The organism is Streptomyces sp. NPDC046909 (assembly GCF_040644695.1).
Taxonomy (GTDB): domain Bacteria; phylum Actinomycetota; class Actinomycetes; order Streptomycetales; family Streptomycetaceae; genus Streptomyces.
The window spans coordinates 154,315-176,004 of sequence record NZ_JBEYXC010000016.1; the positions used below are offsets into that span (position 1 = coordinate 154,315).

Consider the following 21,690-nt stretch of genomic DNA (forward strand, 5'->3'; position numbering starts at 1 on the left):
GCTCACGCCCGCTCCTCGTGGAATGCCGCGACCGCGGCCCGGTACGTCTCTTCGTCTCCGGACAGAAAGCGACCGGTGAACGCCTGCCATGCCTCCGGGTCCCGGGCGGCACGGGCGTAGGCGCGCTGGAAGATCTCGTCACGGTCGTAGTCGGGGGCGCAGGAGGTGAAGTGCGCGCCGCCTGGCGTCTGTACGACCCCGGTGACGAACGCCCGCTTGACCAACAGGGTCTGCGGTGCCGCGTCCTTGAGCAGGTCGGTGGTGTCGACGATCTGCTCGCAGGAGACGTAGGCGGCGTCGGCGGCCTGGCAGAAGAGGTCGTCGAAATACGGGTCGGGGCCCAGGTACTGGCCGTTGCCCTGCGCGTCCGCCCGGTTCAGGTGTACGAGCGCGGTGTCCAGGCGCAGGGCGGGCACGGCGACGAGCTCCTCGCGGTCCTCGTAGGGGGAAGTGACCGTGCGCAGGTGGGAATTGACCTTCATCACATCCGAGCCGAGACCGGCCCGGATCGGCATGAAGGGCAACCGCTGGGCGGCGGCGGTCAGGCCATGCATGAACATGGCCTCGTCCAGCTCCACCAGCTCGAAGGCGCCGCGCTGACGGGCCGCGGTGAAGTGCGGTTCCAGGGGGATGGAGTCGAGGGTGGCGAAGGCGGCGAACAGCTTGCGGATCTTCCCGGCCGCGGCGAGGAGTCCGACGTCCGGGCCACCGTAGGAGACAACGGTGAGGTCGGTCAGGTCGGAGCGCAGAAGCGCACGGACCAGGGCCATCGGCTTGCGCCGTGATCCCCATCCGCCGATGCCGATGGTCATACCGCTGCGGAGGCGGCCTACGACCTCCTCGACGGTCATCGTCTTGTCACTCACCACGGCTCCCTTCTGACGACTTGGAGGCCACGAACTCGTCGCGGTACCTGTCAGCGACCCCGCTGAGGTTCGCCTCGAAGGTGAAGCCCTGCTCGAAGCGGTAGCTGCGGCGGACGTCCACCGGGTCGATGCCGTTGATCGCAGCCTTGGCCAGGCGGATCAGCAAGCCATCCTTGGCGGCGATCTCGCGCGCCAACTCCATTGCCACATCGAGTAGTTGCTCACGCGGTACCACTCGCCACACCGAGCCGTGCCAGTGCAGTTCCTCGGCGGTGACGGTGCGCGAGGTGTAGTAGAGGGCCCGCATCAGGTGCTGGGGTACCAGCCGGGCCAGGTGGGTGGCGGCGCCGAGTGCACCCCGGTCCAGTTCGGGCAGGCCGAAGGTCGCGTCCTCGCTGGCCACGATCGCGTCCGCGTTGCCTACCAGACCGATACCGCCGCCCAGGCAGAAGCCGTGCACGGCGGTGACGACCGGGACCTCGCAGTCGTAGACCGCGGCGAATGCCTCGTAGCAGCCTCGGTTGGTGCCGATGAGCGCCGCGTGTCCTTCGGTGCGCTGCATCTCCTTGATGTCGGCGCCAGCGTTGAACCCACGGCCGGTCGCGGTGAGGACCACACAGCGCACCTTCGGGTCGGCCCCGGCGGCGCGCACCGCGGCGGCGAGGTCGTACCAGCCCTGGACGGGGAGGGCGTTGACCGGTGGGAAGTCGACATTGACGACGGAAACGCCCTCTTCGGGGGCTGTGGTGGAGACACCCATGAGCAAATCAGCTACCTTTCCACCAAACGTTTGTTAGGTACGAAGGTAGCAGCGGAGCACACCCTCCGGGAGGCCCACATGGCATCGGTCATCGATCTGGACGGGGCTGTGGCGGTGGTCACCGGCGGCACCCGAGGCGTCGGCGGGGGGATCACTCGGGCACTGCTGGAGGCGGGCGCCGAGGTCGTCACCTGCGCCCGCCGGCCCCCTGACAAGCCGGTGGAGGCAGCCGGTCGCACAGCCCGGTTCCGGCCGCTCGACGTACGCGACGGGAACGCCGTGGGCACCTTCCTCCAGCAGGTGCGCCAGGAGTACGGCCGTCTCGACGTCCTGGTCAACAACGTCGGCGGCACGCCGTACCGGATGCTGGACGAGGGCGGGGCAGAGCGGCATGCACGGGTCGTCGAGTTGAATCTGCTGGCTCCTCTGACCGTCTCCCTCGCCGCGTACGAGGTGATGCGCGAGCAGCCCGGCGGCGGGTCAATCGTGATGATCGGCAGCGTCAGTGGCAACCGTCCCTCCCCCGGTTCGGCGGCGTACGGAGCCGCCAAGGCGGGACTTGAGCACCTCGCCCGCACCATGGCCGTGGAGTGGGCCCCGAAGGTGCGGGTCAACACCCTCGTCCTGGGCATGGTCCGCACCGAACTGGCCCATCTGCACTACGGCGACGAGGACGGCATCACCGCCGTCGGCCGAACCATCCCGCTCGGCCACCTGGCCGACCCCGCCGAGGTGGGTGACGCCTGCGCGTTCCTCGCCTCCGACCGCGCCTCCTACATCACCGGCGCCAGCCTCCTCGTACACGGCGGCGGCGAACGCCCGGCCTTTCTCGACGCGGCCACCGCCAACCAGTGAGCCGCCCATCCACGACGTGAGGATGAACCCATGAACGGACTCTGCACCGGACGCGTCGCCGTCGTCACCGGGGCGGGACGCGGACTCGGCCGCGCGCACGCCCTCGCCCTCGCTGCGGAGGGCGCCGCGGTCGTCGTGAACGACCTCGGCGTCGGCCTCGACGGCACCGGAGGCGCCGACGGGCCCGCGCAGCAGGTCGTCGACGAGATCCGGGCGCTCGGCGGGCAGGCAGTCGCACACGGCGCGGACATAGCCACGACCGAGGGCGCGTCGTCCCTGATCCGTACGGCCGTGGAGACGTACGGCCGCCTCGACGCCCTGGTCAACAACGCCGGCTTCCTGCGCGACCGGATGCTCGTCAACGTCGACGAGGACGACTGGGACGCCGTCATGCGCGTCCACCTCAAGGGCCATTTCCTGCCGCTCAAGCACGCGGCCGCGCACTGGCGCACCGAAGCCAAGGCCGGGCGGACGCCGGTCGCCCGAGTGGTCAACACCAGCAGCGGGGCCGGGCTGTTGGGGTCGGTCGGACAGGGCAACTACAGCGCCGCCAAGGCGGGCATCATCGGGCTGACACTGGTCGCCGCCGCCGAACTGGGCCGCTACGGCGTCCAGGTCAACGCCATCGCTCCGGCCGCCCGTACCCGCATGACGGAGGCGACCTTCGCCGACACCATGGCCGCCCCCGGCGACGACGGCTTCGACGCCATGGCACCCGAGAACGTCTCCCCGCTCGTCGTCTGGCTCGCCTCCGCCGCCTCCACGGGAGTGACCGGGCGGGTCTTCGAGGCCGAGGGCGGCCGCGTCACCGTGATGGAGGGCTGGCGGCCGGGTCCCACGGCCGACAAGGGCGTCCGCTGGACCCCGACGGAGGCGGGCGAGACGGTGCCGAAGCTGCTCGCGCAGGCGGAGGCACCATTGCCCGTGTACGGGGCACAGTAGGCCGGTGATGGGAGGATCCCGGCCGTACGGCGCACCGCTCGCCCGTCCCGTCCGTCAGGTGCGGTGCAGGCCCGTGATCCAGCGAACCGCCCGCGCCCGCACGCGATAGGGCAGCAGCGCGCGGACCGCCGCGGCGATTTTGTCGTCGGCGCCGAGCCGCACCCGGAACGACGCCCGTCGCGCCTCCAGCGCGTCGGCGATGGCCCGTACGGCCCCCTGTGGTTCCCGCTGGTGCCGGCCGATCCACGCCATGCGCGGAGCGGCGGCGTCGAACAGTGCCCGGTAGGCGCTGCCGTCGGGGCACACGGGCAGGACGTTGGCGGAGAACTCTGTCCGATGCGCTCCCGGCTGCAGGACCAGCACGTCGATCCCGAACGGGCGCACTTCGGCGTCCAGCGCCTCGCACCAGCCCTCCAAGGCCCACTTTGTGGCCGCGTACACGGAGAACATCGGGTGGGGCACGTTGACGGCATTGCTGGAGACCACCGCGATCCGGCCCCGGCCGCGGGCCCGCATCGCCGGGAGCAGTGCCCGGGTCAGCGCCAGGGTGCCGAAGAAGTTGGTCTCCACCAGCCTTCTGACGTCGGCTTCGGGAAGGTCCTCGAAGAATCCCGCCGTCGTATATCCGGCGTTGTGCAGAACGGCGTCCAGACTCCCCTCGGTTTCGGACAGCACGGTGGCGACGGCGGCGTCCACGGCGTCCCGGTCGGTGACGTCGAGCGGTACGACCCGGACCCGTTCCGCCGGCACGCCCGATTTGGCCAGCGCCAGGTCGAGTGCGGCGCGTCGGGACGGGTCGCGCAGTCCGGCGTACACGCTCCAGCCGCGGCGCCCCAACTCCACCGCGACCCCCAGACCGAATCCGCTGGACGCTCCAGTGATCAGTACAGATGGCATCGTGGCCGCCCCCTTCAACGCTCGGCGTAGACGGCCAGGCCGTCGGTGAGCACGGCAGTACCGCCGACCTGGGCGGTGAACGCGACGGTGCCCGGCGGACCGGGCACGCCGTGCAGGTCGAGGACGTCGCCCGGGATGACCGGCGCCGCGAAACGGGCCCGCAGGCCGCGCAGTTCCGCGGGGTGGGCGCCGCTTGCGGCCGCGCTCTGCCGCGCGGCGATGCCGAGCGTGCACAGGCCGTGCAGGATGACGCCGGGAAGGCCTGCCGCACGGGCGGCCTCGGGGTCGATGTGGATGAGATGACGGTCACCCGTCAGTCGGTAAAGGGCAGCCTGCTGCGGTGACGTGGCGAAACGTGCGGACCAGGAGGGCCTGTCGGTGGCGGGTGCCCCGTTCCGCGCACCGTCTCCGCGACTGCCGCCCCACCCGCCTCGGCCGGGCAGGAAGATGGAGTACGTGGCGGTGAAGTACGCCGACTCGGCCACCACGTCGACCACGGCCGACCGCCCCTTGTCCCACACCGCCGCGACCCGCCCGCCGATGTCCACGATCCCGGTCGGCGGCAGCTCCCGCAGGACCTCAAGAGACTGCGCCCCGTGCAGCGCGGCGTCGGGTGTGAACGCGCCGAGCGCCCCGACCGCGTCGGCGGTCCACAGGCCCAGAGTCAGCGCGAACGCGGGCAGGACGCGCAGACCGCGCTCGAAGACGAGGCCGAGTTCGTCGGCCTTCGCTCCGACGGCGAGGGCGTAGAGGATCACGTCCCGCTCGCCGTATTCGACTGTTCGCCTGCCCAGATGCGTCCCGGACAGTTCGGCCAGTTCCATCGCACCTCCAACGGCGGGGCGGTTGTCGCCCCTTCCCCCTCACGTAACTTGTTGAGCAAGTGCTTGGTCAAGATGTCGGGGAAGGTTGTGGAGTGAAGGGTGACCCGCTAGCTTGAAAACCAAGCAAGCGTTTGGTCCGAGAGATGGAGAGGGAATGGGATCCCTTCGGGTGAGCATGGGGTACGAGCTCGAGGTGCGGGGCCGTTCCCGCCAGGTCGAGCAACGGGCGTTCGAGAGCCTGATCGAGCAGGCGGTGCTCGCCGACCGACTCGGCTACGAGGCCGTGTGGATGGTCGAGCACCACTTCACCCGGGGCTTCTCGCACTCCTCGGCGCCCGACCTGGTCCTCGCGGCACTGTCCCGAGTGACCGAGCGGATCAGGCTGGGGCTCGGCGTCGTTCTGCTGCCGTTCGCCCACCCGGTGCGCACCGCGGAACGGGTCGCCACGCTGGACGTCCTCAGTGGAGGCCGCGCCGAGTTCGGCACCGGACGCGGCGCCTCTCCCCTCGAGTACCAGGCGTTCCAGCGGCCGTTCGAGCAGTCCCGCAAGCTGTGGGAGGACAACCTCGACACGGTGCTGAGGATCTGGAACGCCGACGGCGAGCCGGTGAGCGCCGAGCACGAGTACTGGAGCGTGCCCGATGTCTCGGTCTACCCCCGGCCGGTCCAAGAACCCCACCCGCCGGTGTGGGTCGCCTCCACCAGCCTCGACGGCTACCTCGCCGCTGCGGCCAAGGGCTACAACCTGCTAGGCATGACCATGCTCAAGGGGTTGGACGCGGTAGCCGAGGACATCGCGGAGTACAAGAAGGCCCTTGCTCGCAACGGATTCGACCCGGAGAGCCGGCGTGTGGCACTGATGGTGCCCTGGCACGTGGCTCCGACCAGGGACGGGGCCTACGAGAGGGCTGCCGACGCGATCCTCTGGTACATCCGCCGCCAGGTGAACCTGGTGACCCCGCCCGACTACTACGACGCGCGCCATGCCAGCTACAAGGTCCTCGGTCAGCTTGCCGCCGGTCAGTCGGAGGAGGAGGCGATCGAGACGCTGCGCGAGAACCACATGATCGTCTGCGATGACGTCGAGGGCTCCCGCAAGGCCTACCAGCGCTTCGAGGAGGCGGGCGTGACCGACCTCATCCTGCAGTTCCAGGTCGGTGGGCTCGCCAACTCCGACGTCCTTGACACGATCCGCCTCTTCGCCGGCGAGGTGGCGGGATTGTGAGCGCGGACACCGGCTCACGGGACTGGTACACCCGGTCAGAACTGGCGAAGGTCGGCATCAACGCCCGTACGACAAGCGGGCTCGTGCTCACCTCTCCGGTCGCGGACGTCGTCGTGCCCATGAGCCCGGAGGACCTGGCGCGGGCCCTCACGATCGGGCGGGAGACGCTGACGGCCGCCGGGCTGGTGGCCGACGACCGGGTGGTCGTTGCACTGAACAGTGACGGCGAGCTGTCGGGAGCCCTCTACGCCCAGGCCGCGGCCACCGTCGCGGAAGCCGTGACCTCAACCGGCCCGCGCGGCAGAATGCGGCTCCTCAAGGTCGTCGAAGCGCTTCGCGCCAACGTGCTGGTGGCGACCCCTTCCGGCGCCATGGATTTCCTGGCCCGGCTGCATATGGAGTTCCTCGCGGACCCGCTCGACCTCGAACTGCGGCTGATCGTCCTGGTCGGGGAGATCACCGACCCGCGAACGTACAAGCATCTGGCGCGTGAGTTCGGCGCCGAGATCGTCGAGTTGTTCGCCGATCCGTTGCTCGGGACGCCCCTGGCGCACCGGCGCCCGACCGGTTCCGACCCGTCGTGGCAACCGACCATAGAGGACACCCTGCTGCTGGCCCGGCCGGAGGCGGACGTCGCGTGGGAGGCGCCGTACCCCGAGGGACTCGCCGAGTACGTCGTCACGCACCCGTGGCACGACGTCCTGTCCGGCGCGATCCTGCGCACCGGGTACCTCGCCCGCGTCGAAGGCCAGACGAAGGCGCTGCCGGCGGCGGCCCACACGGTGGGCGAACACGTCCTGGTCCGCGGCCGCTGGCTGCCGGTCGCCCGTCTCGCCGGAGCACTGCGCGCGATCGACGGCATCACCCGGCCGCGCCTGGACATCGCCCGCGAGGGCACACTCGACGCGGCGACCCTGCGGGTGACGTTCGGCCGGGCCTCCCTCACCGGCAACCCGATGTGGAAGGCGCGTATCGAGCAAGTGATCGACGCGGTCACCCCCGTGCACGTGGGCGTCACGGTGGCCGAGCAGGTGGAGGAGACGCCGCTGCCGATCGAAGTCGTGGACCGACGCGGCCAGCACCTGGGCCTGGACCGGTCCTCCATCGTCTGACGCGGGAAGGGAGTCAGCCGCCATGGAAACGCTTCCCGACTGGGGAACCGTCCCCCGGATGCTGCGCGCTCAGGCAGCCGCCCGTCCCGACGCCGTCGTGGTGTCCGACGGCCTCGACACACTGACCCTCTCCCAACTCCGTGACCGCGCGACCCGGGTGGCCCGCGCGCTGCTCGCCAGCGGGGTGCAGCCCGGCGACCGCGTCGCGATCTGGGCGCCGAACCACCTCTCGTGGGTCGTGACCGTGTTCGGCGTCTGGGACGCCGGTGCGGCCGTCGTCCCGCTGAGCACCCGTGCCAAGGGATACGAGGCAGGTGATCTGCTACGACGTACCGCTGCGCGCGTGCTGTTCGTATCCGAGGGCTTCCTGGGCACGTCGTACGTCGACCTGCTCGCCGACGTGTACGGCGCTCCCGAGGGGGCATCCCCCTTCGCCGGACTCGAACGACTGGAGCTGGTCGTCTCGTTCGACGAGATCACCCCCCGTACGGGAGTGGAGACCATCGACGCATTCCTGACCCGTGCCGACAAGGTGGACGCGGGTGCGGCCGAAGAGCGCGCCGAACTTGTGCACCCCGGGGATCTGTGCGAGGTGCTGTCCACGTCGGGGACGACCGGGGTACCCAAGGGGGTGATGCTGGGCCATGAACAGATGCTGCGGGCGTACTGGGACTGGAGCGGTATCGCGGATCTGCGGGACGGTGACCGCTACCCGGTGGTCAGCCCCTTCGCCCACGGGTTCGGCATCAACGCCGGGATCCTGGCTTGCGTGATGCGGACCGCGACCCTGCTCCCCATCGCTCTGTTCGATCCGGACGCCGCACTCGACCTGGTCGAACGTGAGCAGGTGAGCCTGCTGGCCGGACCGCCGACGCTCTTCGCCAGACTCGTGAACCACCCCGAACTTGCGGAACGGAACGTTTCCTCGCTACGCGTCGCCATAGTCGGAGCGGCCGCCGTACCGGAGGAACTCGTCCACGACATGCGCGACAGGCTCGGCCTGGAACGCGTCATCAACGCCTACGGCCTCATCGAGGGCTCCGTGGTCACGATGACCCGGGACGGCGACCCCGCGGAGATCGTCGCCGCCACGGCCGGCCGTGCGGTCCCCGGCATGGAGGTCCGTATCGTCGACGAGTCCGGCCACCTGCTCCCAGCCCGGGAGCGCGGCGAGATACTCGTGCGGGGCTACGGGGTGACGCAGGGCTACTGGGAAGCGCCCGCGGAGAGCGCCGAGGCTCTGGCGGGCGGCTGGCTGCACACCGGCGATGTGGGCGTCCTCGACGATGCGGGCAATCTCAGCATCGTCGGCCGCAAGAAGGACATGTTCATCGCCGGGGGTTTCAACGCCTACCCCGCGGAGATCGAGAACCTGCTGCTGCGCCATCCGGACGTCGGGCAGGCGGCAGTGGTGCCGGTGCCTCACCCCGAACTGGGCGAGGTCGGCTGCGCCTATGTCGTACCGGAATCCGGCACGGAGCCCACAGCGGACGAGGTGATCGCCTGGGCGCGCCGCAACATGTCCAACTACAAGGTCCCCCGCCAGGTCTTCATCGTGCCCGAGCTTCCCGTCAGCGCCAACGGCAAGATCGACAAGCGGCAGCTGCGAGCACGGGCCGCCACTGGACAACCCACCTGACGGACCTGGGCCGTTCGTCCAGGACCACCCACGACGCCTATGAACAAGCAACCGCTTGACCAGGAGAGGGACATGACGAGTCTGCCCACCGCCACACCCACGGACATCGACCCCGATCTCTTCCGCACCGTGCTCGGCCACTTCGCCACCGGGGTGGTCGCCATCACCGCCGTCGACCCGGACACCGGGCAGCCGACCGGACTGGTGGCGAACTCCTTCACCTCCGTCTCGCTGGACCCGCCGCTCGTGGCGTTCTGCGTGGCCCACACCAGCTCGTCCTGGCCCAGGATCAGGGCTGCGGGGCGGTACTGCATCAACATCCTCGCCGAGCACCAGCAGCACGTCAGCCGGCAGATGTCCAAGAAGGGCGCCGCCAAGTTCGAGGGCCTCGACTGGTCGCCGTCCCCCGGCGGCTCTCCCCTGCTGGACGACGCGGTCGCCTGGATCGACGCCACGCCGGAGAACGAGCACCTCGCCGGCGACCATCTCATCGTCGTCGCCCGCGTGCGGGCCCTCGCCGCCGCGGAGCGTGCCCCGCTGCTCTTCTTCCGAGGCGCGTACGGGCGCCTCGACGGCTGACCAGGTCCCTGTCCAGGAGGTCCGCGACCATGCAGATGCCGCACAGCCTGACGCTCGGTGACGTCGCGAGCGAGAACCGGCGCAGCCGGCCGCTGGCTACGGCCGTCGTCGACGGCGAGGTACGCCTCACCTACGAGCAGTTGGACGCCCGGGTCGACCGGCTCGCGTCCGTACTCCGGGACGAGGGTGTCGAAGTCGGCGACCGCTTGCTCTGGGTCGGCCGCAACTCCTTCCGGATCCTGGAGTGCCTGCTGGCCGCCGCACGTGTCGGCGCCGTGTTCTGCCCCGTCAACTGGCGCCAGTCCGCAGACGAGTTGACGTTCGTTATGGACGACTTCACACCGCGGGTGGTGATCTGGGAACAGGCGGCGGTCGGCGACACGGCCATGGCCGCCAGGGGGGCGTCCGCAACCCGCACGCACTGGATACGAGCCGACGGCCCGGCCGACGACAACGAGTACGAAGCACGGCTGTCCTCAGTGTCCACGCCGGACCCGGCCGCGGAACGCGAGATCGATCCGGCATCGCCGTGTCTGGCCCTCTACACCGCCGCCTTCTCCGGACGCCCCAACGCCGCCCTCCTCAGCCACACGGGCATCCTCACTCACAACATGTCCCTCGCCCTCGTACGGCAGATCGAGCCCGGGTTCGTCTACCTCAACTGCGGACCGCTCTTCCACGTCGGCACGATGATGTTCTGCACGGCCACCTTCCACCTCGGCGGCACCAACGTGTTCATGCCGGCCTTCGACGCCGCCGAGGCGTGCCGACTGGTAGAGGCCGAGCGTTGTGAGTCGATGCTCCTGTTCCCTCCCATGTCCGACCAGCTTCTGGAAGCCTGCGCCGATGGCCGCTACGACCTCTCCAGCCTGCGCGCACCCGCCGGCAGCGACGCCTGGAACGCCGCGGTCACCGTCGACGACAGCCCATGGGGCAGAGCCCTGGGCGGCTACGGCCAGAGCGAGGTCGGCGGCATGCTGACCTACGGGGGACTCGGGCTCGGCGGCCTGGGCACGCATGGCCGGCCATCTCCATTCGCACAGGTACGGATCGTCGACCCCGAGGGCCGTGAGCTGCCTCCGGAGGAGGTCGGCGAGATCGTCGCCCGCGGACCTCACGTCATGTACGGCTACCACGAGCGCCCTGAGCTCAACACTGCTCGTCGGTCGGGCGGTTGGCATCACACCGGTGACCTCGCCCGGCGTGAGAAAGACGGCACCATCACCTTCATCGGCCCGAAGGTCAGGATGATCAAGTCGGGCGGCGAGAACATCTACCCGGCCGAGGTCGAACGCTGCATCACCGCGCACCCCGACGTGGCGGAGTGCGCCGTGATCGGCGTCCCGGACGCCCGGTGGGGCCAGAGCGTGAAAGCGGTCGTGGCCCTGCGGGACGGGGCCCGGGTCACCGAGCAGGACATCACCGACCACTGCCGCGATCGCATCGCCTCGTACAAGAAGCCCCAGTCCGTGGAGTTCGTCGACGCCGTTCCACGACGTGGCTTCACTCCCGACTACGACGAGTTGGACGCCCGGTTCGGCGGGGGCGGGTACCCCATCTTCTGACGTACGGTGCGGCCGCGGGTTCGGCTACTTGCAGAAGGCCGTCCTGCCCATGGCCGACTCGATGCATCCGCCGTTGAGTCGCCTGGTCGTGAAGCTCCGGATCGACATGACCACCGTATTCCTAGGAGAAAATTGACCCCTCTTTACCGGGCATTTGTTGAGGTTCACTGGCTGCGGCACCATCCAAGACCTCTCGAAGGAACGACTCGGTATGCACTTCAGCTCGATCGCCGCCCCCGCGGCTCGTAAAAGCGCCCGTCTTGTCAGGCTGGCGACCGCGTCCTTGGCCTCCACGGCGATGCTCACCTTGTTCTCGGCGGGTGCCGCGCAGGCGCATCACGGGTTCGACGACTACGACACCGAGCGCCTCTACTACATAGCCGGTACCGTCTCGCAGGTCCGCTGGGGCGAGCCGCACTCCTACTTCACCGTGACCGTCGAGGGAGATCTCCCCGCCGACACCCCCGAGCTCGATCTGCCCGAGGGGCTGCGGGACGCCCCCGACAGCGATCCGATCAACGCCGCACCGTCCTACAGCGGGTCTCACGACGAGCTCGCGGTCACCATCGCGCCGCCGAGCTTCACGGGGATGTGGGGCCTGGACCGCGAGCTCGAGGACGGCGAGCGCATCGAAGCCGTCGGTTACGTCGGCAGGAGTCACACCGACGAGTTCCGTCCGGTCGTGTTCTGGTACGAAGAGGGGAAGCCTGTCAACCAGGTACTCAACGAGGAACTGCCGGCAAGGCCGCTGCCGGTCCCGTATCCGGAGGGCGACGCGGCGGCCCCGGACGCCGACGCAGACCAGGATTCCCCGACGGCCACAGCGGACTCCGAGGGCACGTCACCGGCCGTGGTGTGGGCCACGCTCGGTGGCGTATTGGTCGCCACAATCGCAGGTGGAGCCTTCTACCTGCGCCGACGCTCGCCCCGATCGTGACGGCCCTCGTCATGGACAGTGTTTTCTCCTGGCTGGAGGACAGCTGGTTCGCCGAGGCCGTCCGTGGCACGGACTACCTCTACCCGATGCTCGAAAGCGTCCACATCATCGGTATCGCCCTCCTCATCGGCCCGGCCGCAGCTTTCGATCTTCGGCTGCTGGGGCTCTGGCGGCGGGCACTGCGGGTGACGACCGCGGCCAGCCACCTGCTCCGGCTGTCACACCTCGGCTTCGTGATCGCGGCAGTCACCGGCGTGGCCATGTTCGTGCCCGGCGCCGGCCTCATCGCCGACCGCGGCAGCGCCCCGTGGAAGCTCGGCCTCATCCTGCTCGCAGGTCTGAACATCCTGATCTTCCATCGGCGGACCTACCGAAACGTGGCCGAGTGGGACGTGGACCAGCCGACGCCTGTCGCGGCCCGGATCTCCGCGGTCGTCTCCCTCACGTCGTGGTCAGGCGTCACGATCGCGGGGAGGCTCCTGGCCTACACCTGACGCCGCCACCGAGGCACGTCGCACCGCGACCGCTCTCAGGTTCGGACGACTCTGGGTGCTTGGCCGCAGGGCCAGGTGCGGTGTTGCGCAGAGCTCCGGGCCGACGCGCAGGACCTCGTACCAAGTGCCGCGGCCGCGTACGAGGTCCCCGCGCCTTGAAGCCAGCCTTCGCCCAGGCCTTGAAGCCCTTCGCCCAGGCGTCCTTGACGACCGGATCCCCGTGCTCGGTCTCCTCGGTCAGCTTGCCGGCATGTCGTTTCGGCCGCGCCCTCAGTCCTGGGCGGCGCTCGCGGTGATGCCGTACCGCTCCGCGAACACCCGCAGATCGTCGACGGCCCCCGTGGTCCGCGTGTACGGCCGCACGATGAGCCGGTCGACCCCGAGCGCCTCCCACTCCTCCACCTCGTCCGGGCCGGAGAGTTCGAAGGCGCTGACGGTGATCTCGAAGGAGTCTCTGTCGCGGCCCTCCGCCTCCAGAAGCTGGTGGAGGAGATCCAGCTTGGGCTTGGCCGACTCCAGGGTGTGCGGCATGCTCACCCAGCCGTCGCAGAGTCTCACCGCCCGGCGCAGGGCGGCCTTGGACTCGCCTCCCGCAACGATCGGCGGGTGGGGCTTCTGCACGGGCTTGGGCTCGAAGTGGACGCCCTCGAAGTCGTAGAACTCACCGTGGTGTTCGACGACTTGCTCGGTCCACAGACGCCGGGCCACGGTGACGGCTTCGTCGAGCCGACGCCCGCGCGACGCGAAGTCCAGCCCCACCGCCCGCCATTCCGACTCCAGCCACCCGGCGCCCACGCCCACGACGGCCCGTCCGCCGGAGAGCACGTCCAGCGTCAGGAAGGCGCGGGCGCCGATGAACGGGTGCCTGAGCCCGAAGAGGTAGACATACGTGCCGAGACGGATCTGCCGGGTCGCCTCCGCGATGGCGGTGAGGAAGGCCGGCGCGTCGAAGAGCTGGGCCCGGGGGTCCACCGGAGGGCGGCCGCTGCTCGTTCCGGGATAGGCGGACTCCGCCATGTCGGCGGTGAATACGAGGTGTTCGGGAACCCAGAGCGACTCATAGCCGAGCGCGTCCGCCTCGACGGCGAAGTCCCGCCAGACGGCGGGATGCAGCAGGCCGAGCGTGACGCCGATGCGCATGGCGCCTCCTCAGCGGGAGGAGTAGACGACGACGGGGTTGCCCCACGGGTCGAGGAGCACGGCCCGCGTCTCGTGCGGCCCCTCCTCGGCCGGGCGGTGCAGCTCGGCCCCTGCGGCCAGCAGCCGCTGGACGGTCCCATCCAGGTCCTTCACCTTGAAGGAGGCGGCCGGCCGACCGCCCGTCACGTCCTCCTCGGGGCCCGCGAGTGCCAGGGTCGCACCGCCTGCGTCGAGGGCGGCGAAGCGCCCTCCGTCCTGGAACTTCACGGTGCAGCCGAGGGTATCGCCGTAGAAGGCCACAGCGGCCGGGACGTCAGCGGTCGGATAGAGCACGTTGCCGAGCTTCACGCCGTCTGCCATGTCTGGTTCTCCTCACGCGGGGCGCCGTGTGACGCACGGAAGTTGGGCACCGGGCCGAAGCCCTCCAGGTGTTCGGCGACCGCCTCGACCGGGAGGCCGATCCGTACGTCGTCGGGGTGCGTGTAGAGCACATTGCCGAAGAGCCGTAGGCCGGTCTGCTCTTCCAGCTCCACCCAGGCGACGACGTACGGGACGCGGTCGTAGAAACCGGGTGCGAAGGTACGGTGCACGACGCTGAACGTGTGCACCACGCCCCGGCCGGAGACCGGCTTCCAGCCCAGCTCACCGCTGCCGCAGGCGGGGCATTCCGGCTCCGGGAAGTGGATGAAGCGCCGACACGCACCGCAGTACTGCAGGCGCAGCTCTCCGCTCCGGAACGCCTCCCAGTACGGACGGGTGAGCTCCGTGGGCTCGGGAAGCACGCGCCCCTGTTCCATGTGCCGCCTCCGCCCCTTCGTTAGATTTTGCCCGAGCGCTTGCTTGGTTTACGGAAGAGCCTAGGTCCGGGCGCCCCACGGGTCAAGCCGCACGACCATTGCCAACCAAGCGCTTGCACGGTTATCGCGCCCAGGCGGATACTGCGGGGATGAAGCCTTCCGCGCCCCGCGCACGGTCCGAGCGACGGCTGGCGCTGGTCTCGCTGGCCGCGGAGCTGTTCGCCGAGAAGGGCTACCAGTCCACCACCGTGCGGGAGATCGCCGACGCGGCCGGGGTCCTGTCCGGCAGTCTCTACCACCACTTCGAGTCCAAGGAGTCGATCATCGACGAACTGCTCTCCGAGTACCTGGGAGAGTTGCTCGCCACGTACCGCGAGATCGTCTCCGCCGGATCCGGCCCACGTCAGACCCTGGAGGGACTGGTCGGTGCGGCCATCAGATCCCTGCAGGACCACCGCGCCGCCATCACTGTGCTCCAGAACGAACGGCACCATCTGACCCAGCTCCCCCGCTTCGCGTACGTGCAACGCAGCGAGGCGGAGGTCCAGGAGCTGTGGGTGGCGGTCATCACGTCGGGTGTTGATGCCGGGGTGTTCCGCGCCGGCATCGACCCGAAGATCGCCTACCGGCTGCTGCGCGATGCGATCTGGGTCGCGGTGCGCTGGTTCCGCCCGAGCGGGGAACTCTCCGCCGACCAGCTCACGGAGCAGTACCTGACCGTCCTGATGGAGGGGATGGCCGCCCCGGCACCGGCGGTGTGACAGCCGGAGCCGCCCCTCCCCCGCCGGGCGGGTTCGCTATCGCTCCTCGCCTCGCGGTGCCGGATCGCCGACGTTCATCCACACCGACTTGAGTTCCATCCATTCGCGCAGCGCGGTCGCGCCCCCCGCGGCACCGCCGTTGCCGCTGTGCTTGTGCCCGCCGAAGGGCAGCGCCCAGTGCAGGGCCTTGTAGGTGTTCACCCAGACCGAGCCCGCGCGCAGTGCACGTGTCAGGCGGTGGGCGCGACGCAGGTTCTCCGTCCACAGTCCCGCGGCGAGGCCGTACGGAGTGTCGTTGGCGATCCGGACTGCCTGCTCCTCGGTGTCGAAGGGCAGGGCGACCGCGACGGGGCCGAAGATCTCCTCCTGGCAGATCCGCAGCCGGTTGTCGCCGGTGGTGAACAGCGTCGGCTCGACGTAGTAGCCGCCACGCAGGCGGGAGTCGGCGGGGAAGAGATCCTCGGTGGTGCGGCCACCGAACGCCAGTTCCGCACCCTCCTCGCGGCCGATCTGCAGATAGGAGCGGATCTTGTCGTACTGCGCGGGGTTGGCGATGGGACCCATGCCCGTGGCGGGGTCCGCGGGATCGCCGACGGCGAGGTTCTCCGCCTGCTTGGCGAGCAGGCCGACGAACTCGTCGTAGACGGCGGACTGTACGAGCACACGGGAGCCGACGACGCAGGTCTGGCCGGCGTTGGGGGTGAAGATGCCGCCCGCGACGCCCGCCGCGGCGGCCTCCAGGTCGGCGTCGGCGAAGATGATGTGGGGGGACTTGCCACCGAGTTCCAGCTGGAGATTCTTGATGTTCCCGGTCGCCCGCCGTGTGATGCGGCGTCCGGTCTCGGTGGAGCCGGTGAAACTGATCTTGCCGATGTCCGGGTGGCCCGCGACGGCGTCACCGGCCGCCGCCCCGGTGCCTGCGACCACGTTGACCAGCCCCGGCGGGATGTCGAGGCCGGCGAAGAGCCTGGTGGCTTCCAGTATGGAGACCGAGGCGTGCTCCGACGGCTTGACGACCACGGCGTTCCCGGCCGCGAGCGCGGCGGCCACCTTGGCGAAGAAGACCGGCAGCGGGCCGTTCCACGGGATGATCACGGCCCCGACCCCGACCGGCTCCCACAGCGTGTAGGCGAAGGCCTCGGGCCGGATGTCGGTCGTGGTGCCCTCTATCTCCTCGGCCAGTCCGGCGAGATAACGGACCTGCATGGCGGCACCGGGCAGCTGGGCGAACCGGGTCTCCTTCAGAGGACGCCCGTTGTCCCTGGTCTCGATCTCCGACAGGTGCTCGGCGTTCGCCTCGATCGCGTCGGCCCAGGCACGCAGCCGAACGGCGCGAACGGCGGTCGGCACGCGCCGCCAGTCACTGGAGCGGAATGCCTCCTGTGCGGCGGCCACCGCGTCGTCCACGTCCGCTGTGTCACCGGCCGGGATCTGCGCCCATACTTCCCCTGTCGCCGGGTCGACGGAGTCCAGCCACTGCCCCGAACGCGCCGGGCGGTGCTCGCCCGACACGTAGTTGAGGAACCGTTCCACCGTCAGTACCTCCCCTGCTGTTCGAAGATGCGGCGTGGGTTGTGGACGAGCATGGTGTCGATCTGCTCGTCGGTGACACCGCGCTTGCGCAGTGCGGGCACCACATCCTGCGGGATGTGCGTCCAGCGCCAGTTGGGGTAGATCTCGCGGCGGCGCACGGGGTCGGACAGATCGGAGAAGCACGAGGTGTCGTGCGAGAGGACCATCCGGTCGGCGTGGCCGCGCCGGCACATCTCGGTGACGATCTCGACCCGCTTGTCGAAGGAGATGGTCTCCAGGCCGAAGCGGTCCATGCCGAGGTAGGAGCCGCGGGCGATGAGCTCCTCCAGGTAGGGGTAGTCGTCGGTGTCGCCGGAGTGCCCGACGACCACCCTCGTCAGGTCCACTCCTTCCTCTTCGAAGACCCGCTGCTGGTCGAGTCCGCGCTTGAGCCCGGCATGCGTATGCGTGGTGATGGGGACACCGGTTTCCCGGTGCGCCTGGGCCACCGCCCGCAGGGTGCGCTCGACGTCACGGGTGAGGCCGGCCGTGTCCGTGACGCACTTGAGGATCGCTGCCCTCACGCCGGTGCCCGCGACGCCCTCGACGATGTCCCGGACGAACATCGGGGTCATCTTCTCCGGGCCACCGGCGGGTGCTCCCGGGCCGCGGAAGTGGAAGTACATGGGCAGCGTCTCGATGACGTACGCCCCGGTCGCCACCACAATGTTGACGTGGGTGTGCTCGGCGAGGCGCTGGATGCGGGGGACGTAGCGGCCCAGGCCGATCACCGTGAGGTCGACGATGGTGTCGATGCCGTTGGCCTTGGCCTCGGCGAGCTTGTCGAGGGCGGCGGCCATCTCCCGCTCCTCTTCCCAGCCCTCCTCGTAATCGGGCCAGTTCTGCTGGATCTCCGGGCTCAGTACGAAGACGTGTTCGTGCATAAGGGTCCTACCGAGCCCGGAGACCGGTATCGCCCCCTGAGCGGTCTGGATCGTCAACTCCTCGCCTGCTGAAGCGGCTTGTGTCATCGCTGTCCCTTCTCTCCCCGGGAGCGCCTCGGTGGGCGCGGTTTACCGTCCGGCCAGTTCGGACACGACCGGCAGGAAGTCGTCCAGGTCGGTCTCGTTGTGCAGCACGAAGTAAGTGAGGCCCGTCTGTTCGCGCCACTGCCGGAGCTTGTCCGCCATCTGGGCCGTGTCGCCGATGAGCACCTGCGGTGTCTCGTCGGCTCGCGACAGGTCGACCTCGCTCCAGGAGGCGACGGCGCGCGTGCCGCCGATCTTCTGGATGCTGGTGCCGAGTTCGATCCGCTCGAAGCGCTCGCCCGCGGCCTCGCGGATGATGTCGATCTTGCGCAGGAAGTTGTCCAGTCCGCCGTCGGCCGGGTCCGGTGCACTGCCGTCGGGCAGGACCCGCTGGGCGAGGTTGACGACGTCCGCTTCCCGCGCGGCCAGCCGCAGCATCCCCGGGCCTCCCCCGCCGAGCAGGATGCGCGGGTACGGCTTCTGCACCGGCTTGGGCTCCTGGACAAGGTCGGTGATCGTGTAGTGCTCGCCCTGGAAGGAGAAGGCGCCCTCGCCCCAGCAGCCCTTCATCACGGCGAGGGACTCCTTGAGCCGGGTGAAGCGCTCCTTGGGCGGGTCGAAGCGGATGCCGGTGGCGTCGTAGTCCTTGCGCATCCAGCCGGTGCCCACGCCGAGTTCGAGCCGCCCCTCAGAGAGCACGTCGAGGGTCGCGGCCTCCTTCGCGAGGACGACCGGATGCCGGTAGTCGTTGGAGAAGACCATCGTGCCGATGCGCAGCCGGGTCGTGGCCGCGGCGGCCGCCGCCATCGCGGCGACCGGTGCGAAGCGAGGGCCCACGAAGTGGTCGGGGACCAGCAGGACGTCGAATCCGGCGTCCTCCAAACGCCGGGCCTTCTCCGCCCACTCCTTCGCACTGGAGGCGAGACGGACGACGGCACCGAAGCGGAACGGGCGTACGGCCATGGTGGTTTCTCCCTCGCGGTGGGGCGTACCCATCGGGTGTCGTGAGCCGGTGCGTTCTTCCGGAACGACCCTAGACCACCCAAGCATGCGCTTGGTAGGTTGACGACATCATCCACTCCGGAGGCGGTGCCGGGGAAGAGCGGCGACGCGGCCGGGCGATACCCGGGAGGACATGGATGGCACCACCCCCGGACCTGGTCGTGGCCCCGGTCCCCGACCGCGACTCCGCACCCTGGTGGGAGGCGCTGGGACGACACGAACTGCTGCTCCAGAGCTGCGAGGCCTGCAGCCGGCTGCGCTGGCCGGCCCGCGCGCTGTGCGGAGCCTGCGCCTCGGCCGACTGGACCTGGGTCCCCGCCGCAAGGAGCGGCACTGTCGCCACGTGGAACGTCACCTGGCGCACGGCGGACCCCCGCGTCCCCGTCCCCTACGTCGTCGTGCTCGTCCGTCTCGACGACCAGGACGACCTGTTGCTGCCCGGCTTCTACGACGGTCCCGCGAACGGGGACGGTCTGCGCCTCGGACTGCCCGTGCGGGCCGGGTTCCGCGACTTCCCCTGCGTCGACGGGCGGCCTCCGGCAGCGCTGTTGTCCTGGAGAGCGGCCACCGAAGGAGAAGCATGACCGACGCCAGTGGGCTGCCGCCCGTCACGGAACTCCTCGCCACCGGTTTCCCGGAACGGGGCGACCCCGCTCGCGTGGTGGTTCCCGAGCACGCCGTCAAGACGCTGCTGCGCCGGCACGGGATCGACGTCCCGGAGGGCCGGGTCGTACGGGAGGCCGCGGAGGCAGGCGCGGCGGCAGCGGGGTTGGGCGCTCCCCTGGTGCTCAAGGCCCACGGACCGGGCCTGGTCCACAAGAGCGACGTGGGCGCGGTACGGCTAGGCCTGACGCACGCGTCGATCGCGGACGCCGCACAGGAAATGGCCGACGCACTGAGGGCGGCGGACCTCTCCCCCGAGGGTTTCCTCGTCGAGGAGCAGCATCCGGGCGGGGTGGAGCTCATCGTCGGGGTGGTGCGGGACGCGGCCTTCGGACACGTCGTCATGCTGGGCCTGGGGGGTGTCGCGACCGAACTGCTCGATGTGAACGCCCTGCGGGTCAGCCCGCTCAGCCGTGCCGACGCCGAGGACCTCGTGGACGGCTTCCCCGGTGCACCCCTACTGCGGGGCGCCCGCGGCGGAACGGCGGTGGACCGGGAGGCACTGGTCCGGTTCCTGCTCGCGCTCGCGGGTGAGGACGGTATGACCGCGCGCCTGGACACCCATCTGCTGGAGCTGGAGTGCAATCCGGTGGTCGCGACGGCGGACGGGGTCACGGCACTGGATGCCCGGCTGGTGCTGGCGGCCGAGGCGCTGCCGGGCTCGGAGCCGCGCCGGGAGACCGACTTCTCCGCCCTGTTCGCCCCACGCACCGTCGCGGTGGCCGGGGCCTCGACGCGCGGAACGGGCTTCGGTAACCGGTTCCTCGCCGCCTACAAGGACGCCGGCCGGAGCGAGGGCCTGGTCGCCATCCATCCCGGCGCGGAGACGATCGACGGCGTCCCGGCGTATCCGTCCGTCGCAGCGGTTCCTGGGGGCGTGGACTATCTCCTGGTCGCCGTCCCAGCGGCCGCCGCCGTCGACCTGGTCGAGGAGTCGGCGGGAGCGGTGTCCTTCGTCCATGTCGTCAGCGGCGGCTTCCGCGAGATGGGCGCGGACGGTGCCGTACTCGAAGAGCGCCTGCTGAAGGCCGTGGACGGCACCGCCACCCGGCTCCTGGGACCCAACTGCATCGGCATGTACTGCCCGGCGGGCCGCCAGGCCTTCACTCTCGGGGCACCGCGCGTGCCGGGCACGGTGTCGGTGGTGTCGCAGAGCGGGGGGCTGTCCGGCGACATGGTGACCGCCGGCGCGGCCCGCGGGGTGCGGTACTCGAAGGTCGTCAGCGTCGGGAACGCTCTCGACGTCACGCCCGCCGAGCTGCTCGACCTGCTCGTGGACGATCCGGACACCGAGGTCGTCGGCACGTACCTGGAAGGCGTCACGAACGGCACCCGGCTGCTCGGCGCACTGCGCCGCGCGCAGGGCCGCAAACCGGTCGTGGTCCTGGCGGGCGGGCTGAGCCGCCAGGGCGCCAGGGCCGTGTCCTCGCACACCGGCTCCATGGCGGGCGCACCGAAGGTGTGGCGAGCCGTGGCCGATGCCACCGGGATCACCCTGGTGAACACCCTGGAGGACTTCCTGGCCACTCTGGCCTATCTACAGGGGAGCACCTCGACCGGAGCCGACGGCGTCCTCGTCATCGGCCTGGGCGGCGGGGCCTCGGTGCTGGGCACCGACGCCTGCGACCGTGCGGGGCTGGCGCTCCCGCCCCTCGGCGAGGAAATCCGCGAGCGGCTGCGGGGCAGGGGACTCGGCGCGGGGACCAGCGTGGCCAACCCGGTGGAGATTCCGATCGGCCCGGCCTCGCCCGTGGAACTGCTGGCCGACACGCTCGACGCGATCGTGCGGGACCAGCCTTTCGGTGACGTTGTTGCACATGTCAATGCGGCGGCCTACTACGGCTACGGCACCGCCGGGCTCACCCCGCTCGTCGACGCACTCCGGTCGGTCCTCGCGCGCAACCTGCCCGTGCGGCTCGCCCTGGTGGTGCGCAACCTCGATGTCGCCCGGCCGGAAGACACGGCACGGCTCGCCGCCTTCGCCGCCGAGTCGGGTCTGACGCTGTTCCGCTCCTTCGACGAGGCTGCCACTGCCGTCGCCGCCGCCCAGCGCTTCGCACGGCACCGAGCACGGGGAGGCCGGCCCTGAACG

General features: G+C 70.2%; 22 protein-coding genes. 12 read left to right on the plus strand and 10 right to left on the minus strand.

The window, feature by feature from the left end:
• Positions 1 to 2: 2 nt before the first annotated feature.
• Both ABZ928_RS40345 and ABZ928_RS40350 read right to left on the minus strand, forming a co-directional pair.
• Positions 3 to 866 (minus strand): CoA-transferase, encoded by an 864-nt coding sequence (locus ABZ928_RS40345; protein ID WP_361530306.1) that lies wholly within the window; start codon positions 864 to 866, stop codon positions 3 to 5.
• Complete coding sequence (locus tag ABZ928_RS40350; protein WP_361530309.1) at positions 859 to 1,626, minus strand: enoyl-CoA hydratase family protein; 768 nt, start codon at positions 1,624 to 1,626, stop codon at positions 859 to 861. Before ABZ928_RS40350 ends, ABZ928_RS40345 begins: the two co-directional genes overlap by 8 nt.
• 78 nt (positions 1,627 to 1,704) lie before the next feature.
• Between ABZ928_RS40350 and ABZ928_RS40355 the strand changes: the two genes are divergently transcribed.
• A complete protein-coding gene (locus ABZ928_RS40355) occupies positions 1,705 to 2,481 on the plus strand; it encodes an SDR family oxidoreductase (protein WP_361530312.1) in 777 nt (258 codons plus the stop codon).
• Positions 2,482 to 2,511: 30 nt separating this feature from the next.
• Positions 2,512 to 3,423: an SDR family oxidoreductase gene (locus tag ABZ928_RS40360; RefSeq protein WP_361530314.1), complete on the plus strand. Its 912-nt coding sequence runs from the start codon at positions 2,512 to 2,514 to the stop codon at positions 3,421 to 3,423.
• A gap of 54 nt (positions 3,424 to 3,477) precedes the next feature.
• On the opposite strand, the gene ABZ928_RS40365 is transcribed toward ABZ928_RS40360, so the two are convergent.
• Together ABZ928_RS40365 and ABZ928_RS40370 are read right to left on the minus strand one after the other, a co-directional pair.
• Positions 3,478 to 4,320, minus strand: a complete 843-nt coding sequence (locus tag ABZ928_RS40365) for an SDR family oxidoreductase (RefSeq protein ID WP_361530317.1) — start codon at positions 4,318 to 4,320, stop codon at positions 3,478 to 3,480.
• Positions 4,321 to 4,334: 14 nt separating this feature from the next.
• Positions 4,335 to 5,144 (minus strand): MaoC/PaaZ C-terminal domain-containing protein, encoded by an 810-nt coding sequence (locus ABZ928_RS40370; RefSeq protein ID WP_361530320.1) that lies wholly within the window; start codon positions 5,142 to 5,144, stop codon positions 4,335 to 4,337.
• Positions 5,145 to 5,319: 175 nt separating this feature from the next.
• Between ABZ928_RS40370 and ABZ928_RS40375 the strand changes: the two genes are divergently transcribed.
• The 7 genes from ABZ928_RS40375 (at position 5,320) to ABZ928_RS40405 (ending at position 12,695) form a co-directional block, all read left to right on the plus strand.
• Positions 5,320 to 6,369, plus strand: a complete 1,050-nt coding sequence (locus ABZ928_RS40375; RefSeq protein ID WP_361530323.1) for an LLM class flavin-dependent oxidoreductase — start codon at positions 5,320 to 5,322, stop codon at positions 6,367 to 6,369.
• Positions 6,366 to 7,481: a hypothetical protein gene (locus tag ABZ928_RS40380; RefSeq protein ID WP_361530326.1), complete on the plus strand. Its 1,116-nt coding sequence runs from the start codon at positions 6,366 to 6,368 to the stop codon at positions 7,479 to 7,481. Before ABZ928_RS40375 ends, ABZ928_RS40380 begins: the two co-directional genes overlap by 4 nt.
• Positions 7,482 to 7,503: 22 nt before the next feature.
• Positions 7,504 to 9,120: an AMP-binding protein gene (locus ABZ928_RS40385; RefSeq protein ID WP_361530329.1), complete on the plus strand. Its 1,617-nt coding sequence runs from the start codon at positions 7,504 to 7,506 to the stop codon at positions 9,118 to 9,120.
• Between the two features lie 72 nt (positions 9,121 to 9,192).
• A complete protein-coding gene (locus ABZ928_RS40390) occupies positions 9,193 to 9,699 on the plus strand; it encodes a flavin reductase family protein (RefSeq protein WP_361530332.1) in 507 nt (168 codons plus the stop codon).
• A 29-nt stretch (positions 9,700 to 9,728) separates the two neighbouring features.
• The gene (locus ABZ928_RS40395) at positions 9,729 to 11,264 is read left to right on the plus strand and encodes an AMP-binding protein (RefSeq protein WP_361530335.1); all 1,536 of its coding nucleotides are present in this window, start codon (positions 9,729 to 9,731) and stop codon (positions 11,262 to 11,264) included.
• A 211-nt stretch (positions 11,265 to 11,475) separates the two neighbouring features.
• The gene (locus ABZ928_RS40400; protein ID WP_361530338.1) at positions 11,476 to 12,201 is read left to right on the plus strand and encodes a DUF6152 family protein; all 726 of its coding nucleotides are present in this window, start codon (positions 11,476 to 11,478) and stop codon (positions 12,199 to 12,201) included.
• Positions 12,198 to 12,695: a hypothetical protein gene (locus ABZ928_RS40405; RefSeq protein WP_361530341.1), complete on the plus strand. Its 498-nt coding sequence runs from the start codon at positions 12,198 to 12,200 to the stop codon at positions 12,693 to 12,695. The genes ABZ928_RS40400 and ABZ928_RS40405 overlap by 4 nt, the downstream gene beginning before the upstream one ends.
• Positions 12,696 to 12,965: 270 nt before the next feature.
• On the opposite strand, the gene ABZ928_RS40410 is transcribed toward ABZ928_RS40405, so the two are convergent.
• The 3 genes from ABZ928_RS40410 to ABZ928_RS40420 are packed head-to-tail and all read right to left on the minus strand — an operon-like array spanning position 12,966 to position 14,632.
• Positions 12,966 to 13,835 carry a TIGR03619 family F420-dependent LLM class oxidoreductase gene (locus tag ABZ928_RS40410; protein ID WP_361530344.1) on the minus strand — a complete coding sequence of 290 codons (870 nt, stop codon included), beginning with the start codon at positions 13,833 to 13,835 and terminating at the stop codon, positions 12,966 to 12,968.
• A gap of 9 nt (positions 13,836 to 13,844) precedes the next feature.
• Positions 13,845 to 14,195, minus strand: a complete 351-nt coding sequence (locus ABZ928_RS40415; RefSeq protein ID WP_361530347.1) for a VOC family protein — start codon at positions 14,193 to 14,195, stop codon at positions 13,845 to 13,847.
• Positions 14,180 to 14,632 carry an OB-fold domain-containing protein gene (locus ABZ928_RS40420; RefSeq protein ID WP_361530350.1) on the minus strand — a complete coding sequence of 151 codons (453 nt, stop codon included), beginning with the start codon at positions 14,630 to 14,632 and terminating at the stop codon, positions 14,180 to 14,182. The genes ABZ928_RS40415 and ABZ928_RS40420 overlap by 16 nt, the downstream gene beginning before the upstream one ends.
• A gap of 149 nt (positions 14,633 to 14,781) precedes the next feature.
• Between ABZ928_RS40420 and ABZ928_RS40425 the strand changes: the two genes are divergently transcribed.
• Positions 14,782 to 15,393, plus strand: a complete 612-nt coding sequence (locus ABZ928_RS40425) for a TetR/AcrR family transcriptional regulator (RefSeq protein WP_361530353.1) — start codon at positions 14,782 to 14,784, stop codon at positions 15,391 to 15,393.
• Positions 15,394 to 15,429: 36 nt separating this feature from the next.
• On the opposite strand, the gene ABZ928_RS40430 is transcribed toward ABZ928_RS40425, so the two are convergent.
• The 3 genes from ABZ928_RS40430 to ABZ928_RS40440 are packed head-to-tail and all read right to left on the minus strand — an operon-like array spanning position 15,430 to position 18,896.
• Positions 15,430 to 16,926 (minus strand): aldehyde dehydrogenase family protein, encoded by a 1,497-nt coding sequence (locus tag ABZ928_RS40430; RefSeq protein WP_361530356.1) that lies wholly within the window; start codon positions 16,924 to 16,926, stop codon positions 15,430 to 15,432.
• Between the two features lie 2 nt (positions 16,927 to 16,928).
• On the minus strand, positions 16,929 to 17,936 hold the full coding sequence (locus tag ABZ928_RS40435; protein WP_361530359.1) for a phosphotriesterase-related protein: 1,008 nt from the start codon (positions 17,934 to 17,936) through the stop codon (positions 16,929 to 16,931).
• A gap of 42 nt (positions 17,937 to 17,978) precedes the next feature.
• Positions 17,979 to 18,896: a TIGR03621 family F420-dependent LLM class oxidoreductase gene (locus ABZ928_RS40440; RefSeq protein WP_361530362.1), complete on the minus strand. Its 918-nt coding sequence runs from the start codon at positions 18,894 to 18,896 to the stop codon at positions 17,979 to 17,981.
• 176 nt (positions 18,897 to 19,072) lie between these two features.
• Here ABZ928_RS40440 and ABZ928_RS40445 point away from each other — a divergent pair, with 176 nt between their 5' ends.
• Positions 19,073 to 19,519 (plus strand): zinc ribbon domain-containing protein, encoded by a 447-nt coding sequence (locus ABZ928_RS40445; protein WP_361530365.1) that lies wholly within the window; start codon positions 19,073 to 19,075, stop codon positions 19,517 to 19,519.
• A complete protein-coding gene (locus tag ABZ928_RS40450) occupies positions 19,516 to 21,687 on the plus strand; it encodes an acetate--CoA ligase family protein (RefSeq protein WP_361530368.1) in 2,172 nt (723 codons plus the stop codon). Before ABZ928_RS40445 ends, ABZ928_RS40450 begins: the two co-directional genes overlap by 4 nt.
• Positions 21,688 to 21,690: the final 3 nt, after the last annotated feature.

What these genes read in the sequence shown, in the direction of transcription:
- ABZ928_RS40350 (WP_361530309.1), bottom strand. Translation starts at nt 1,626, where the DNA reads ATGGGTGTCTCCACCACAGCCCCCGAAGAGGGCGTTTCCGTCGTCAAT.
- ABZ928_RS40425 (WP_361530353.1), top strand. Translation starts at nt 14,782, where the DNA reads ATGAAGCCTTCCGCGCCCCGCGCACGGTCCGAGCGACGGCTGGCGCTG.
- ABZ928_RS40355 (WP_361530312.1), top strand. Translation starts at nt 1,705, where the DNA reads ATGGCATCGGTCATCGATCTGGACGGGGCTGTGGCGGTGGTCACCGGC.
- ABZ928_RS40440 (WP_361530362.1), bottom strand. Translation starts at nt 18,896, where the DNA reads ATGGCCGTACGCCCGTTCCGCTTCGGTGCCGTCGTCCGTCTCGCCTCC.
- ABZ928_RS40375 (WP_361530323.1), top strand. Translation starts at nt 5,320, where the DNA reads ATGGGGTACGAGCTCGAGGTGCGGGGCCGTTCCCGCCAGGTCGAGCAA.
- ABZ928_RS40415 (WP_361530347.1), bottom strand. Translation starts at nt 14,195, where the DNA reads ATGGCAGACGGCGTGAAGCTCGGCAACGTGCTCTATCCGACCGCTGAC.
- ABZ928_RS40360 (WP_361530314.1), top strand. Translation starts at nt 2,512, where the DNA reads ATGAACGGACTCTGCACCGGACGCGTCGCCGTCGTCACCGGGGCGGGA.
- ABZ928_RS40385 (WP_361530329.1), top strand. Translation starts at nt 7,504, where the DNA reads ATGGAAACGCTTCCCGACTGGGGAACCGTCCCCCGGATGCTGCGCGCT.
- ABZ928_RS40365 (WP_361530317.1), bottom strand. Translation starts at nt 4,320, where the DNA reads ATGCCATCTGTACTGATCACTGGAGCGTCCAGCGGATTCGGTCTGGGG.
- ABZ928_RS40400 (WP_361530338.1), top strand. Translation starts at nt 11,476, where the DNA reads ATGCACTTCAGCTCGATCGCCGCCCCCGCGGCTCGTAAAAGCGCCCGT.
- ABZ928_RS40445 (WP_361530365.1), top strand. Translation starts at nt 19,073, where the DNA reads ATGGCACCACCCCCGGACCTGGTCGTGGCCCCGGTCCCCGACCGCGAC.
- ABZ928_RS40410 (WP_361530344.1), bottom strand. Translation starts at nt 13,835, where the DNA reads ATGCGCATCGGCGTCACGCTCGGCCTGCTGCATCCCGCCGTCTGGCGG.
- ABZ928_RS40450 (WP_361530368.1), top strand. Translation starts at nt 19,516, where the DNA reads ATGACCGACGCCAGTGGGCTGCCGCCCGTCACGGAACTCCTCGCCACC.
- ABZ928_RS40390 (WP_361530332.1), top strand. Translation starts at nt 9,193, where the DNA reads ATGACGAGTCTGCCCACCGCCACACCCACGGACATCGACCCCGATCTC.
- ABZ928_RS40395 (WP_361530335.1), top strand. Translation starts at nt 9,729, where the DNA reads ATGCAGATGCCGCACAGCCTGACGCTCGGTGACGTCGCGAGCGAGAAC.
- ABZ928_RS40370 (WP_361530320.1), bottom strand. Translation starts at nt 5,144, where the DNA reads ATGGAACTGGCCGAACTGTCCGGGACGCATCTGGGCAGGCGAACAGTC.
- ABZ928_RS40420 (WP_361530350.1), bottom strand. Translation starts at nt 14,632, where the DNA reads ATGGAACAGGGGCGCGTGCTTCCCGAGCCCACGGAGCTCACCCGTCCG.
- ABZ928_RS40435 (WP_361530359.1), bottom strand. Translation starts at nt 17,936, where the DNA reads ATGACACAAGCCGCTTCAGCAGGCGAGGAGTTGACGATCCAGACCGCT.